Genomic DNA, 14,692 nt, shown 5'->3' with positions numbered 1-14,692 from the left:
ATAGAGGTATGGCAACTGGACGGCTCTACGGTGGACGCGCAGGCGAGGAACGACAGGCCGATCGGCGAGCGCAGCTGATCGAGGCCGGTCTCGATCTCCTCGGAGCTGCCGACGGCGAAGCCACCCTGTCGGTGCGCGGTGTCTGCAAGCGCGCAGGTCTGGCCTCGCGTTACTTCTACGAGAGCTTCGCCGACCGCGACGAGCTCACCGGTGCCGTCTACGACCACGTCGTCCAGCGCATCGCCGAGAGCACGCTCGCCGCCGTGGCCTCGGCGCCGGCCGACGACGACCGCGCGATCGTGCGGGCCTGCGTCGAGAACATCGTCCGCGAGATCGACGAGGACCCGCGGCTCGGCCGCATGCTGTTCTCCGTCAGCCAGGCCAACACGCAGCTCGCGAAGCGGCGCCTCGACTCGACCCGCATGTTCGCCGGGCTGGTCACCGCCCAGGCCGAGAACATCTACGCCATCACCCCGAGCCCCCGGCTCGACCTGGCGGCGCACTACGTCGTCGGCGGACTCGCCCAGGCGCTGACGGCCTGGCTCGACGGCACCGTGCCGCTGAGCCACGACGACGTCGTCGAGGAGTGCACCGAACTGCTGATCACGATGTCGGCCCAATTGCGACGCGACTCGGCCACGTAGAACCCCGCGGCCGGGCGATTGTTAACCTCTACTCGTGCTGCTCTCCGATCGCGACATCCGCGCCCAGATCGCCTCCGGGCATCTGGGCATCGACCCGTTCGATCCGGAGCTCGTGCAGCCCTCGAGTGTCGACGTCAAACTCGACAGCCTGTTCCGCGTCTTCAACAACACGCGCTACACGCACATCGACCCGGCGAAGCAGCAGGACGAACTGACGTCGCTGGTGCAGGTGCCCGAGGGTGAGTCGTTCGTGCTGCACCCCGGCGAGTTCGTGCTCGGGTCGACGATGGAGCGGTGCACCCTGCCGGCCGACCTCGCCGGCCGCCTCGAAGGCAAGTCGTCGCTGGGCCGGCTCGGTCTGCTCACGCACTCGACGGCCGGGTTCATCGACCCGGGCTTCGACGGGCACATCACCCTCGAGCTGTCCAACGTCGCGAACCTGCCGATCACGCTGTGGCCGGGCATGAAGATCGGTCAGCTGTGCCTGTTCCGGCTGACGAGCCCCGCCGAGCACCCCTACGGCAGCGCGAAGGTCGGGTCGAAGTACCAGGGCCAGCGCGGGCCCACCCCGTCGAAGGCGTACCTGAACTTCGTGCACAAGCATCCCGACGCGCGCCCCAGCTAGTTGGTCCTGCGCACGTCGCAGACGAACTCCGGGGGTGAATCTCGTCCGTGCGGGTCGGGCACCCTCTCGCCCGGGTTAATCTCTGCACGTGCGCGTCGCTGCGGTCGCCACCACACTGCTGCTCCTGCTCGCGGCCTGCGCGCAGGACACCTCGTCGCGCCCCTCGCCTCCCGAGGATCTCCCGGTAGTGCGTGCCGACGGTGACCGGCTCGTCCTCGACGGCCGGACGTGGTGGCCCGCCGGACTCAACGCATACCAGCTCGGTACCCGCTGGGAGGTCAACCACGGATGCGGTGCCGAGGTGGACCTCGACGACTTCTTCGGCACGCTGGCGCCGCGTTCGATCGTACGTTTCGACGCCTTCCAGTCCCACGCCGTGCACCGGATCGGCGGCACGCTCGACTTCACGGCGCTCGATGCCGTCTTCGATGCCGCCGAGCGGCACAGGGTGTACCTGATCCCGGTGCTCGCCCCGCAGGACAGTGATTGCGACGCGGGTGGATACAAGCAGGCGGACTGGTACGACGCCGGTTGGCACGACCCGCTGCCGGGTCATGTGCTCGCCTACGACGACTGGGTCGCGACCGCCGTCGAACGGTGGGGTTCGTCGCCGACGGTCGCGATGTGGGAGTTGATCGGCGAACCCGAGACCGCGACCTGCACCGACGACGAGTGCACCCTCGAACGACGCGAGTGCCTGCCCGGCGGTGCTCGGCTGCTCCGCAGCTGGATCGACGAAGCAGCCGGCATAGTCCGCGAGCACGACCCGGACCGGCTCGTCACCGTCGGCACCATCGGAGGCGACCAGTGCGGTTCCGCCGGCGACGATTTCGCGACCGTCACCGACGCCGAGCACCTCGACGTGGTGCAGTACCACGACTACGACGACGCGCAGTTCCTCGAACGGCGACTCGACGGATTGTCGAAGCCGATGCTCGTCGCCGAACTCGGTGTCCGGGCCGGTTCGTGCCGCGCGGTGAGCGAACGCGCCGACATCGTCGACCACACGCTCACGCAGTACCGCGATCTCGGGGCCGACGGCGCACTGATGTGGTCGTTCGTCCCCGACCCGCGACCGGACGAGTGCACCTACGACATCGGTCCGGACGACCCGGTCCACTACGTCCTACGGCGTCACCACCGCTCAGGGTGACGTCCGGTCGAGTACCCGGAAGAGGCGCCACTCGGGTTGGTCGGCACCGTCGTTGGGGATCTCGAGTTCGAGTACCGCGATGTCGCTGCCGGTCTCGTAGATGGTGGGGTAGCGGCGGTTGACGGCGTCCGACGTTCCGCGGCCCTCGTTGGGGACGGTCAAGATGTACTCGATCCCGGAGGCGGAGGGGCGGTTGAGCACGGCGGTGAAGTCGGAGTCCGAAGGGATGACGAACGTCTCGGGGCGTTCGGTGGCCGAGAAGATAGCGAACCCGTAGACCGTGTCCATCAGCACCGAGCCCGGCGGCAGGTCCATCGCGTCGAGATATTCGGCGGTGCGTCGTTCCGTGGAGAACGTCGCGATCACCTGCCGCTGATGCTCACGCACCTCGGACGGATCGCCGTCGTCCGGGAACAGGACCGTGCGCAGCGCGTGCTGTTCCTGCGACAGGGTGGGCGAGCCCATCGCGAGGAACGTGACGGGCAGGCTGCACACCAGGAGCACCGCACCCAGCGGTGCTGCGCCGCTGGGGTCCTCCGCCCTCGGAACGGCATGCGGCCCGGGGCGTCGCGCCGTGAGCAGTCCACGTCGCGGAGCCAGTTGCACGACCCACACCGCGAGCAGCGGGATCGCGCAGATGTAGAAGCGCAGGAACGGGAAGGTCATTCCGCGCGCATAGGACAGGGCCGCGAAGCCCAGTACCGCGCCGAAGACGACGAACGGTACGAGCGGTTCGAGATCGCGTCGTCGCCATGCGAGCACCGCCACGACCGGGATCAGCAGCGGAAGCGCCGGTCCGAGCACGACGGTCTCGGCGAGCGAGAAGGCGATCGCACCGAGCCCGCCCGACGACCCGCCACCGCTCTGCTCGAGGATGGCGGCGTTGCCGTAGGCCGAGGTGAACTGCGCGAGCCATTCACCGGTGACGAGCCAGCTCGTCACGACGAACGCGACGAAGGCCAGGGCGAGGGGAGCGGCGACGAGGATCGCGTCCATGATCGCCGGCTGCCATCCCGAGCCGGGAGCGTATCGGCGCGACCGGTACCGGACGAGCAGTGCGACGAAGACCGTCACCGCCCCACCGACGGCCAGCGCGTCGTACCGCGCGAGATACGCCAGTGCCAGGGCGATTCCGGCCAGCGCCAGGTCGTGGATGTCGTCGGTGCTGCACCAGCGGATCAGACGACGCGCGGCCCAACACAAGGCGAACAGGAACGGCGCCTCGCTCATCCCGTTCGCACCGTAGTAGACGATCATCGGGTTCAGGGCGAACACCGCCGTCACCGTCCACACGAACCACGGCGCGCAACCGCGATCGCACGCGATGCGGTGGATCTGCACCGCCGCGCCGGCCATGAACGGCGCCGACATGAGCACGGCCGTCACCGCATAGGCCGACAGTCCCGGGAACCACGCCGACAATCCCGTGAGGGGCACCTGGACGAGCGCGGTGAGGGGTGTGAACACGAAACCGATGGCGGCGAGGTGCGGGTCGCGGCTGAGCAGCACCGACCGCGCAGCGCTGACACGGCTGAGCGAATCACCCTGGTAGTACTGCACGTCCAGCGCGAGCCACAGTCCCACCACCAGATAGATCAGGCAGGCGGTCCAGAACACCCACGTGCTGCGGGCCCTCACGACGACAACCCGTGGAAGGTCTTCTCCCAGTAGGAAGGGTTACGGATGAGCTGATAGGTGCCCTTGATCGCCGCGATCGACATGAGGACCCAGTAGAACGGCACGGTCAGGCACGGCCACCACAGGTTCGAGTGGCCCGTCTCGCGGCACGCCACGAAGTTCATGTACATCACGGCGACGTTGCCGAACACGAGCGAGATCAGCGCGGGGAAATAGGCGTACCAGGGGAAGATCTCCTCGATCAGTTCCGCCTGCCCGAGCAGCCACGCCAGCGTCGTCATCCAGAACACCATGTTCAGGCACGCGATGATCGGCGTGCCCGCGAGCAGGGTCGTGAAACGCAGCATCCCCGCGGTGCCGATCACCCGCCACAACCGGACGGGCCGGCGCATGTGGACCAACCAGGTCTGCAGATAGCCCTTGTACCAACGGGATCGCTGCCGCACCCAGTTGATCGGATCGCTGTTCGCCTCTTCGAGCGTGGTCGAGTCGAGAACCGCGGTGGAGTAGCCGGATTCGGCGATGCGCACGCCGAGATCGGCGTCCTCGGTGACGTTGTACGGATCCCACGCGCCGATGTCGTCGAAGACCGACCGGCGGATGTGGTTCGACGTGCCGCCCAACGGGATCGGCGAGTGCGACTTCATCAGTCCGGGCAGGATGAAGTTGAACCACAGTGCATAGTCGGCGGTGAACCAGCCGGTCAGCAGATTCTGGGTTCCGTTGTGGAAGGCCAGTTTCGCCTGCACACATGCCACGTCGTCGCCGAGACGGTCGAAGACGACGACCACCCGGCGCAACTGCAGAGGCTCGGGCAGATCCTCGGCGTCGAAGATCGTGACGATCTCACCGGTCGTGAAGTGCAGGCCGTAGTTGCACGCCTTCGGTTTCGTGCGCGGGTCGGCGGCCGGGACGAGCAGGATCTCGACACTCTCTCCGAGCCCGGCCTTCTCCGCGGCCTCGATCGTGACGGTGTCGTCCTCCTCGAGCAGCAACAGCACCTGGAGTTTGTCGGCCGGATAGTCGAGCGCGGCCATCGCGGCGAGCAGGTCGCCGACCACCTCGGGTTCGTTGTAAGCGGGGACGAGCACCGTGTACGGCGGCAGTTGATCGTCGGTGAGGGCCAGGGCTTCCTCGTCGTCGACGATGAACTGCGCGTCGCGCGCCATGCCGCGGGTGAACAGCAGCAGCCGGTCGGCGAGGGTCGCGATGTACCCGAAGGTACACAGCACGGTGAAGACGATCAGGGTCGGTTTCGTCGCTACGACGAGCGAGAGCACGAAGGCTGCGGCGAGCGCGAATCCGAGATACTTCTGCCACGGGACGAACGCGACCGACGCCGACGAGACGGGGCTGCGTTCGCGGAGTCCGTGCACCGCCTCGTGCAGGGCCGCGGTCCGGTAGGCGTCGAACTCCGCGGTGCCCTCGGGTGGAACATCGTGCCCGGAGCCGACGTTCACTCGCCCTGCCATTGTGCCTCCACGAGTTCGCGACCCACTTCGATCAGCATGGAACGGTCCTTGTACTCGGGTTCGGTGTCCTCGACGGTGCCGTTGCCGCGCAACAGCACCCGCAGCAGTGTGCGCGCATTGGTGACGGTGTTCGGTTCGGGTTGCGGGAACGGCGCGTCGAGTTCGTGGTTGTCCACCGTCAACAGGCTCACCCGCTGGGCGACGGTGTCGCTGCGGACCCACACGAAGCTGAGCAGGCTCCACGTCAGGAGCAGGTTGTCGTCGACGACGGTGAAGTATTCGGCGGTCACCCCGTGCCCCAGCTCGACGTACTCCTTTGGGCTCACGCGCGACATGCCGAGTTCGTACATCGACTCGGTGGGGTAGACCGCGAATGCGTTCGGGCTGCGGACCTGCAGGGTCTGTACGGCGACGGTGCGTGGGCGCAGCAGACGGTCCCAGTCGGGATTCGGTTCCTCCGCACGGATCATCTGCCGGCGCAGGACCGATCCCTGGCGGAAATAGGCACGGGGCCAGTCGTAGTCGACGGACGACAACTGCACCCATCCGGGTGGGACGATCTGTGTGGCGGTGCCCGAATAGGGCGGTCCCTCCGACACAGGGGTCAGTCGCTGGTCGGGCAGCGGCACGAGCGCCGCGAGCAGTGCGGCCACCACGATGCACAGGGCGCCCCGCACAGCCTGGGGAATCGACACCGGATTCGGCGGCAGCGTGCGCGGGGCGAGCCCGCGGTAGGTCCACAGATATGCGCCGGCACCGACGACCAGCGTCGCGATCACCGCCGGCACGTACTGGGACACGGCGATGGATGCGTCCGGCCACCGCTGATCGATCAGGATGAGCACGAAAAGTCCGGTCACGAATGTCGCAGAGCCGTAGAAGAATCCGCGGGCGCGGGTGCGCCGCGTCGCGAGTCCGATGGCCGTGGCGGCGAGCACGAGCGTGACCTGTCCCGCGGCGAGCTTCGTGCCCCCGGCCTCGACGAGCACGATCCGGTAGAGCACGGGCGAGCTCAGGAAGAGCATCGCCCACGCCTGCCAGTACGCCGCGGTCACGCGCAGGCCGAACATCGCGACGCACGCCCCGCACACGAACACCCACGCGGCGAGCACGTCGAGGTGCATCACCTGATAGTTCGTCGCGTAGCGCGGCATCAGCAGTCCCTTGATCGCGAGCGCGATCAGCAGCAGGAGCACCGCCGTGATGATGTCGGTCTGCCGGTCGTGGATCGGCAACTCGTTCCTGCGTTGCCGCGTGATGCCGATCGCGACGATCGCGACGAGCGGCGGCACGATGAGGACGTAGCCGCCGGTGGTGCCCGCGCGGATCTCGTCGATCAGCTGCAGCCAGGTGGAGTGGAAGGCGATCACGGTCGCGGCGACGATCACGATCCACCGGCGGGTGGTGTGCCGCAACGCGCGCGTGAAGAACCGTTCGGTGAACGACGGTTGCTCCACTGTCACGGTCATGGTTTTCACCGTGACTGCGGGCGGCGCCGGGTCCGCGACCACACCACCGCGCCGGCCGCGCCGACGACGAGCAGGACGACACCCGCGACGACCACCGCGGTCACCGTGCTGTCCGATCCCGACGACGGCGCGTCGAGGTCGTCGTCCTGGCTCCGGGGATCGACGAGGGAGATCGGTTCGCGGTCGGGTGCGGTGAACAGCACGCTGCCTTCGAGTTCGAACCAGCGACCGGGCTCGGCGGAGAGCCAGTCGAGCGTCCGATCGAGTTCCTCCGGAGTGCCGGTCGACGTGGCGACCAGCACGGTGCGTCCGTCGTCCCGCACGACCTGCAGCGAGGCGAAGTCCACCTCGGTGCCGAAGGTGAGGCTGGTGCTCTCGCCGTCGGCGTTGCGGACCTCGAACCGACGGTCCTCGGTGCGGACGAGAGGCAGCTGCGACTGCAGAGCTTCGGGGAGGAGTCCGTTCGCGTCCACGATCACTGCCGGCCCCGACGAGGCGAGCGCTTCGTCGATCGTCACCCATTCGGGGTCGAGCGGGCGGCTGGTGAGCGACTGGAGTCCGGCAATGAGTTCGACGGCACGGGAGACATCGACGAGGCTGCGATCGGAGGTCGCGACGTCGACCTTCGGCATCAGCGTCTGGGGCAGCGACGGGAAGCCGACGGGGAGCGGCGGATCCGCGAGCGTGCTGAAGACACGGCTGTCGCCGTCGATGCGCAGGGTGACCGGTTGTTGGAGACCACACTGTTCCTGGGCGCCGGTGGTGCGAAGCTCGACGGTGACGTCGGTGAGGCGCCCGAGGGCCGAGTTCGGAACCGTGACGACACGGTCGATGACGCCGCTCCCGTCGGCCGCCCACGAATCGAGCATGACGTCGCCGACGGAGACGGTGATCGACCCGCCCTGGGTGGCGGGGAGCGGGGTGTAGGAGCCCTGCAGGTCGATGCTCACGTCGCGCACCGGCCGCCCGAATTCGGTCTGGTCGAGGAAGAGGTGCACGTCGGCGATGCCGAGGCCGCTCGTCTCGAGGTCGGACACCCGCAGGTCGTACAGGGTGGCCGAGTCGGACGGAAGGATCGGCCGGGTCTCGAACGCGCCGACGGCGACGTCGGAACCGATGGCGAAGCCGGACAGGGCGCTGGTGATCAGGCGCCCCTGGTCGAGCAGGGTCTCCGCGTCGCCGCGGACGTACAGGGCGGGCGGCCCATCGGGCACCGGCACGACCTCCGCGCCCGTCACATCGGCCTCGCTGACGACGATCTGCCGGACGAACGGGGTGTCGGCGGCGGGGGGAACGCCGTTCGCCGGGAGCTCACGGACATCCACGGGCACCTGCCGTCCGGAGTACCGGGCGCTCACGGTTGCCGCGAGGTCGAGGGTGACGCTCGCTTCGGCGTCCGTGGGGTCTTCGGCCAGATACAACTCGAGGCGATCGAGGATCGGCGGGAGGTAGTCGGCGACGGTCTGCGGCGCCGCGGGTGTGCCGGCGTACCGGACCACACCGTCGCGCAGACGTACCGAACCCAGTGTCCAGTCCTCGGGGCAGATGTTGTCGACGGCGACCAGATGCAGATCGAGCGAGATCACCGCGGCGTCGTTCTCCACCTTCGCTCCGGTGAGCGGGATCGACAGCGGCACGATGTCCCCACCGGCCGGCAGTTCCAGGCGGGTGAGCAGGCGCCCGTCGGAGACGACGTCGATCCATCCGCGCGCGACGTTCGTGGGCAGTTCTGCGGTGGTGTCGAGGAAAGCGGGAGTATTTCCGGCGGGGACCGGAAATGTGAGCGTGACGACATCGGAATTGCCGCGGAATTCGATGTTCGGCCCGAGCCCGAGATTGCGGGTCGGGAATGCGACCTCGCCCGGAGGTGTCGGTTCCGTCGCCTCGAGATCCTGCGCTGCGGCGGTAATCGGGTTCGCGCACAACGTCATCGAGGTAGCGAGGGCCAGCATGAGGGCACGACGGGACCGGCGACCGGTTCGGGGGGATGTCACTCGAAGAGCGTATTGCGTCCGGTCACGCGAATATTGCAGATGCGACGATAATTCGGTGTGATGTTGCGCTGGTGTAACGGAACGACGACCGGGCCCGATTTCAGCCGACGACCCCGAAACGGACGAATCAGGAGGCCCCGTGGCGGAAGCCGTGAGCGATCCGCTGTTGTTCGTCGCGCACACCGGAGAGCGGTCGGGTGCCGAGAAGGTCATGCTGATGCTCGTCGACGTCGCCCTCGCGCAGGGGCGTCGGGTCGTGGTGGCGTGCCCCGACGGGCCGCTCGCCGAAGCCCTCCCGGCCGGATGCGTCCGTGTCCGGTTGCCCCGGCTGGGCATGTGGGGGCAGAGGGGAGTCGGGCGGATCGCGGGCCTGGCGGGTCTTCCGGTGCGGTGGCTGGTGGGAGCGCGCAGGCTCCGTCGCGTGCTCGCCGCGGAGCGGCCGCGGGTCGTGTGCAACTCGTTGTTCGCACTGCCGTCCCTGCGGCTCGCCGTGCTCGGCACGTCCCACCGTGAACGTGCCGGGTGGCTGGTGCACGACACTCTGTCCTCCCGTAAGCAGCGCATCGTCGCCCGGATGGGCAGAGCCGCCGTGGGTGGAGCGGTCGCCGTCTCGCGGGCCTCGGCCGTGCCGGTCCGTGAATGCGGATATCCGGTGGTCGTCGCATCGCACGGCGTCCCGATCCCGCCTGTTCCGTCCCGGTCGACATCTCCCGAGGGCTCGACTCCCGATGCCTCGACCGTGCGGGTGGGCATCCTCGCGTCGGTGACGGAATGGAAGGGACACCGCGTCCTTCTCGAGGCGGTGGCGGAGGTGCCCGGGATCCGTCTCGATGTGGCGGGGGAGCCGTTCCCCGGCGACGAAGCCTTCCTCGACGAACTGCGGCGTCGGGCAGAGGCCCCCGACCTGCGCGGACGGGTGTCGTTCCTGGGCCGGGTCGATCCCGCCGAGGTCTTCGCGGTGTGGGACGTGATGGTCTCCGCGAGCACCTCACCGGAGGCGGGGCCGCTGGTCGCACTGGAGGCGATGGCGCACGGTGTGCCCGTCGTCGGCACCGATCACGGAGGGACCGCCGAGCACCTGGCCGACGGCGCGGGACTGCTCGTTCCACCCGGCGATGCGAAGGCTCTGGCAGAGGCGTTGCGGCGACTGATGTCCGATCCCGACCTGCGGAACGACCTCGCCGTCACTGCGCGTCGCCGGGTGGAGGAGCGCCACGACATCGAAGTCACGTTGCCGGCCATGGTGAACGCCTTGTGGGCGACGGGCGTCACATTGTGAGGCGTCCTCGAGTATTGCTTTTGCAACCATGTTGTGATCTCCGATGTTTGGTGTTCTCGGCGGATTCGCGCACACTGTGAGCCATGTGGGTGTGGATCGCATCGGCGCTGGCGGCGTGGCTGGGCCTCTCGGCTCTCGGCGCGCTCGCGGTCGGTCGGTTCCTGTTCGTCTCCGAGAGGGAGGAACAACTCGTCGAGATGCAGCGGGAGCAGCGCGATTCTGCGAATCCTCCCGTCGCTTCCTGACACGCCGGACGTCCGCCTGTGCGATACTCGCGAGTAACAATTTCTCGTGTCTAGACTCGGTTCCGCGTCGTCCTCCTGTCCCCCCATGTGAGGACGGCCGCACGGGTCGGTTACCCCCCATCACCGGTCCGTGCAGAAGCCCCGGCCGATCCACCACCACGATTGCCGGGGCTTCACCTATTCCCGGGCCTGTTTCCGGCGGAGATATCCTGTCGCTCATGACCGAGCAGGCTCCCCGCGTCGCGATCACCTACTGCACGCAGTGCAAATGGCTGCTGCGCGCCGGATGGATGGCGCAGGAACTGCTGAACACCTTCGGTACCACCCTCGGCGAGGTCGCGCTCGTTCCCGGGACGGGTGGAGTGTTCTGCATCGTCGTCGACGACACGGTCGTGTGGGACCGCAAGGAGGACAAGGGTTTTCCCGAGATCGTCGTGCTCAAGCAGCGAGTGCGTGATCTTGTGGAGCCGGATCGTGATCTCGGGCATGCGGATCGGACCGCCCGGGCCGACGCTCCACCTCGTCGCGACAGCAACGACATATAGCGGTAACGTTCTCGCATATGTGCCCGCGTTCTACGCGCGTCGGGCACGGTCGACGGCGTGCCGCTCGCGAAAGTGGTCGCCGACATCGAATACGGGGAGGAAAATCGATGAATTCTGTTGCGAAGAAGGCTGCAGTCGCGGCCTCCGGTGCCGCACTGCTGGCACTGGTCGTTCCGGGCGTCTCGTCCGCTGCGGGTCCGAGCGTCTCGGCACAGGCGGAGAACGGCGCCATCGTCGTCGACTTCGATCTGACGCGCGCCGACGTCGACCGCGGCGTCACCTGCGTCACCTACGTCCTGAAGCCGGGCACCGTCGACACGGCCGATCCGTCGGGCCGCATCGACGCGCAGCCCGCCGGCACGAGCTTCTCGGTGACCAACACGAGCACCTCGAGCGCGCTGTACATCAAGGACGGCGCACCCTCGCAGGCCGGTCCGGAGGCGATCACCGACGGCACCTACAACGTCTTCTGGGGATGCCAGGACGCCTCGGGTACGCAGTACGAGAACATCTTCGACGCGTCCGGCCGCCCCTTCACCGGTGGCATCTCCGTGACGGTCGGCGGCGGCGAGTCCGCACCGCAGGGCGAGTCGGCTCCGCAGGCACAGTTCGCGCCGCAGGCCGAGTCCGCGCCCGCACCGCAGGGTCAGGCCGCGCCCCAGGCCGACAGTGTTCCGCCGGCACCCCAGTCGCAGCCGGAGCCGGTCGACCCGCTCCAGTTCGTGATCAAGTTCCTGCGCGACCTGATCGGCGCCTACCTCTGATCGGAGTCCACACTCCGATCCGCACGTGACGACATCGGCGGCACCCCCAGTGGGTGCCGCCGATGCCGTTTTCGTGCCGGCCCTGTAGATGTGGTCCGGGGACAATTCCTGCGGCAGTGGAAGGAGAAGGGGTGGACGCCGCCTCGATCGCGACGGGTCTCGCATCGTCGCCGCAACTGCGACGTGCGTACGGCGCGAGCATGCGGCCGCTGACGTCCGGGGGCCACTGGTCCGAGGGTGACGGCTGGTGGATCGGCATCACCGCAGCCCCCGACCCCGACTACAACCTCGCCCTCGTCCACGGCGGCGACGTGACCGCCCACGCCCACCATGTCTACGAGACGCTGACGGAGGCCGGTCACCCGTCGATCGTCCTGCTCGCCGGGGACGGCCTCGGCGCCGCCCAGGTTCTCGCCGACCACGGCTGGGTATGTGCGGGTTCGCTGGACCTGACCTACCTCGTCGCCCACGACGCTCCGATCGATCCGGGCTTCCGGGTTCTCGACGAGGACGGCATGGTGCATGCCCGAGAACTCGCCGCCGCGACCTTCGGGATCGCCCCGGGGACCGCCGCGGTCGCCTACGCCGACGTCGTCGCCCGCACCCCCGGCGTCGAGGTGATCGGGATCTTCGACGACGCGGATGCGGACGGCGGGACTGCAACTCTGCAGTCCTGCACCCTGCTCGTCGACAGCGGACCGATCCGGACGGTGTGGTCGCTCGGCACCCGCACCGGCCGGCAACGTCGCGGATACGCGAACCGGCTGATCCGGGCCGGCGCCGCCCACACCCACACGCAGCGCGGCCCGGTCGCGATGTGCGGACTCACCAGGCCGCGTGTCACCCCGCTCTATCTCGCGGCCGGAGCGCGCGTCGCCGAGACCTGGCAGATGTGGTCCCGTCCGCGCTGGCTGCTCGGCAGCTGACGGACGTACGGGTCGGTAACATTTGCCCGATTCGTCGCGACACACTGGCGACGTGCCCACTCCCCGGGGCGACAGCGAAAGGCCTGTGCATCGTGTCCGAACGAAGCATCCGCGACGCCGAACTGCGTCGTGAGCTCGGTGTTCCTCCCACCGTCGACCTTGTGGGGCATGCCCGCGATCTCGCTCGCGTGGCCGTGCCCGCCGCACTCGTCGCCGCGCTCGCCGCGGTCGCGGTCTTCTTCGTCCGCGACAGCGGCCCCGGGGTGTACGAGTCGTCGCTCGTCGCGGAGATCCGCTCGTCGGCATCCGTGTCCGGCAACGACGCGACCCTCGGGCAGCTCATCGCCCCCTATGTCGCGCTGTCACAGGACTCGGCGGTCGTGGCCGCGATCGCAGCCGAGACGAACGAGGACCCCGCGAAGCTGCCGTCGAGGATCGACGTCGGCTACGGCTCGTCGCCCACCCTGCTCACCGTGACCGCCCGCGACGATTCGCAGGCCGACGCCGACCGGCTCGCGCAGACGGTCGTCACGCAGCTCGACCGCGCGCAGACCGAACGCAATCGCGTCGCCCTCGACGCGCGCATCGCCGAACTCGACGCCGTCGTCGCCGGTCTGCGTGCCGACCTCGCCGCGAGTATCGCGGCCGACGAGGAGGGCGCAGCCGACCCTGTGGTGCAGACCGAACTCGATGCGCGGCTCGAGCAGCTCCGGCAGGCGCGTTCGGGTGCGAGCCTCGAATACCTCCAGGTGCTGTCGATGCCCGCCGGTACCGGGACGAAGGTGTCCCCGATGCCGCGTGCCGAGGCCGCGGTCGCCTTCCTCGCCGTGTTCGTCCTCGTCGCGGAGTTGCTGGTCGCGCTGAACGGACGCTTCGGAGCGTCGAACAGCCCGGCCTGGGCCCGGCGGGTCGCGCGTCGCCACCGGACAGCTGTGCAGATCGAGCGCGACGATCGGGAGACGCTTCCTCTCGACACGATCGTCATGCTCGGGCAGCGCGCCTCCCTCGGCGACCACATCCTCCTCCTCACCGGCGAGGGCGTGACCGTCGAGACCGACGCCTTCGGCGATGCCCGCGACCGGATCGTGTGCTGCGGAGTCGGGGAGCAGTGGTGGACCCGCGCGAAGACCGAGGGGCTCGCGCTCGCCGTGATCGTGCTGCAGGCCGGGGCCGAGGAGCGAGCGCAGGCGGAGGACACATTGCGTGCCCTGGCCGAGGTCGAGGTGCCCACGCGTCTCGTCGTGCTCGGTGCAGGACGCGAGTTGGTGCCCGTGCTTCCGGCCCGGCGCCGCGAAACGGCCGTGGAGGCGGCTCCCGAACCCCCGGCTCCCGTCCCGGCCGCCGCACCTGCACCTGCACCTGCACCCGCGGCGCCTGCGCCGCGACCGGTGCCCGACGACCGTCACCGGGCTCCGCAGCCGGTGCCGTCGCAGCCGGTGCCGTCGCAACCCGAGTCGCTGTTCGTCCCGCCCCAGGATTCGGCCTACCGGCAGTACCGCTACGACGAGGGGCACGACTACGGATACGCCGACCAGCAGGGCTACCGGGACGGGCACGCTCATCCCGAGCAGAACGGTTACGGCGAACCTCGGGAGACGTTGCGCTACTGACCGCGTTCCCGCCCGAGTTGAAGCTTCGCGCCGACAGGCTATAGTGATGGCGGTCACTCCAGGGGATGGGTGTGGCCTGCGCAGCCGAGCACATCGGCGTCACGACGAGGAAAACAATTTGTCTATCTGCATTGCCGGCACACCGCAGCACAGCACCGCGACGCCGGGAAGCACCGAATGGATCAAGGCTCATCTCGCCCGCATGGACGACGGTGCGGGCTCCGCATCGCCCTCCGAGGACGTCGCCACCGAGAGTGTCGTCGACGCGCGCCGTTAGGCTCCTCTCCAGGACTGCAAAGAGGACCAGCCGGGTACACGTGCCGTGAAC

Annotated in this window: 14 protein-coding genes; 10 read left to right on the top strand and 4 right to left on the bottom strand. The window is 68.7% G+C overall.

The genetic code is table 11. The features are described 5' to 3' along the window. The first annotated feature begins 8 nt into the window (after positions 1-8). The 3 genes from U9J23_RS20345 to U9J23_RS20335 all read left to right on the top strand — a co-directional run bounded on the left by U9J23_RS20345 (position 9) and on the right by U9J23_RS20335 (position 2,422). Positions 9-644, top strand: coding sequence for a TetR/AcrR family transcriptional regulator (locus U9J23_RS20345; protein ID WP_326600116.1), 636 nt, complete (start codon positions 9-11; stop codon positions 642-644). A 34-nt stretch (positions 645-678) separates the two neighbouring features. Continuing rightward, entirely contained in the window at positions 679-1,269 is a 591-nt protein-coding gene (dcd, locus tag U9J23_RS20340; RefSeq protein ID WP_059383816.1) for a dCTP deaminase, read from the top strand. Positions 1,270-1,357: 88 nt separating this feature from the next. Continuing rightward, positions 1,358-2,422, top strand: coding sequence for a beta-mannosidase (locus U9J23_RS20335; protein WP_326600113.1), 1,065 nt, complete (start codon positions 1,358-1,360; stop codon positions 2,420-2,422). Here the strand turns inward: U9J23_RS20335 and U9J23_RS20330 are convergent. The 4 genes from U9J23_RS20330 to U9J23_RS20315 are packed head-to-tail and all read right to left on the bottom strand — an operon-like array spanning position 2,414 to position 8,995. Then, positions 2,414-4,060 (bottom strand): ABC transporter, encoded by a 1,647-nt coding sequence (locus tag U9J23_RS20330; protein ID WP_326600111.1) that lies wholly within the window; start codon positions 4,058-4,060, stop codon positions 2,414-2,416. The two genes, U9J23_RS20335 and U9J23_RS20330, sit on opposite strands and share 9 nt — an antisense overlap. Beyond that, complete coding sequence (locus U9J23_RS20325) at positions 4,057-5,532, bottom strand: glycosyltransferase (RefSeq protein WP_326600109.1); 1,476 nt, start codon at positions 5,530-5,532, stop codon at positions 4,057-4,059. Before U9J23_RS20325 ends, U9J23_RS20330 begins: the two co-directional genes overlap by 4 nt. Continuing rightward, on the bottom strand, positions 5,517-7,001 hold the full coding sequence (locus U9J23_RS20320; RefSeq protein ID WP_326600107.1) for an archaeosortase/exosortase family protein: 1,485 nt from the start codon (positions 6,999-7,001) through the stop codon (positions 5,517-5,519). The genes U9J23_RS20325 and U9J23_RS20320 overlap by 16 nt, the downstream gene beginning before the upstream one ends. A gap of 5 nt (positions 7,002-7,006) precedes the next feature. Further along, on the bottom strand, positions 7,007-8,995 hold the full coding sequence (locus tag U9J23_RS20315) for a hypothetical protein (protein WP_326600105.1): 1,989 nt from the start codon (positions 8,993-8,995) through the stop codon (positions 7,007-7,009). A 151-nt stretch (positions 8,996-9,146) separates the two neighbouring features. Here U9J23_RS20315 and U9J23_RS20310 point away from each other — a divergent pair, with 151 nt between their 5' ends. The 7 genes from U9J23_RS20310 (at position 9,147) to U9J23_RS20280 (ending at position 14,641) form a co-directional block, all read left to right on the top strand. After that, positions 9,147-10,274 carry a glycosyltransferase family 4 protein gene (locus U9J23_RS20310; RefSeq protein WP_106201660.1) on the top strand — a complete coding sequence of 376 codons (1,128 nt, stop codon included), beginning with the start codon at positions 9,147-9,149 and terminating at the stop codon, positions 10,272-10,274. An 83-nt stretch (positions 10,275-10,357) separates the two neighbouring features. Beyond that, positions 10,358-10,519 carry a hypothetical protein gene (locus U9J23_RS20305; protein ID WP_016696211.1) on the top strand — a complete coding sequence of 54 codons (162 nt, stop codon included), beginning with the start codon at positions 10,358-10,360 and terminating at the stop codon, positions 10,517-10,519. 218 nt (positions 10,520-10,737) lie between these two features. After that, positions 10,738-11,064 (top strand): SelT/SelW/SelH family protein, encoded by a 327-nt coding sequence (locus U9J23_RS20300; RefSeq protein WP_326600101.1) that lies wholly within the window; start codon positions 10,738-10,740, stop codon positions 11,062-11,064. Between the two features lie 107 nt (positions 11,065-11,171). Then, a complete protein-coding gene (locus U9J23_RS20295; protein ID WP_326600099.1) occupies positions 11,172-11,828 on the top strand; it encodes a hypothetical protein in 657 nt (218 codons plus the stop codon). A gap of 131 nt (positions 11,829-11,959) precedes the next feature. Next, on the top strand, positions 11,960-12,754 hold the full coding sequence (locus U9J23_RS20290) for a hypothetical protein (RefSeq protein WP_059383824.1): 795 nt from the start codon (positions 11,960-11,962) through the stop codon (positions 12,752-12,754). Between the two features lie 92 nt (positions 12,755-12,846). Next, positions 12,847-14,364: a hypothetical protein gene (locus tag U9J23_RS20285; protein WP_272268094.1), complete on the top strand. Its 1,518-nt coding sequence runs from the start codon at positions 12,847-12,849 to the stop codon at positions 14,362-14,364. A gap of 118 nt (positions 14,365-14,482) precedes the next feature. Beyond that, positions 14,483-14,641 (top strand): hypothetical protein, encoded by a 159-nt coding sequence (locus U9J23_RS20280; RefSeq protein ID WP_153811627.1) that lies wholly within the window; start codon positions 14,483-14,485, stop codon positions 14,639-14,641. Positions 14,642-14,692 lie beyond the last annotated feature (51 nt).

The organism is Rhodococcus sp. PD04 (genome assembly GCF_035918275.1).
Lineage (GTDB): Bacteria > Actinomycetota > Actinomycetes > Mycobacteriales > Mycobacteriaceae > Rhodococcus > Rhodococcus rhodochrous.
The sequence above is the reverse complement of the archived record's forward strand: the minus strand, read 5'-3'. Positions and strand labels throughout refer to the sequence as shown.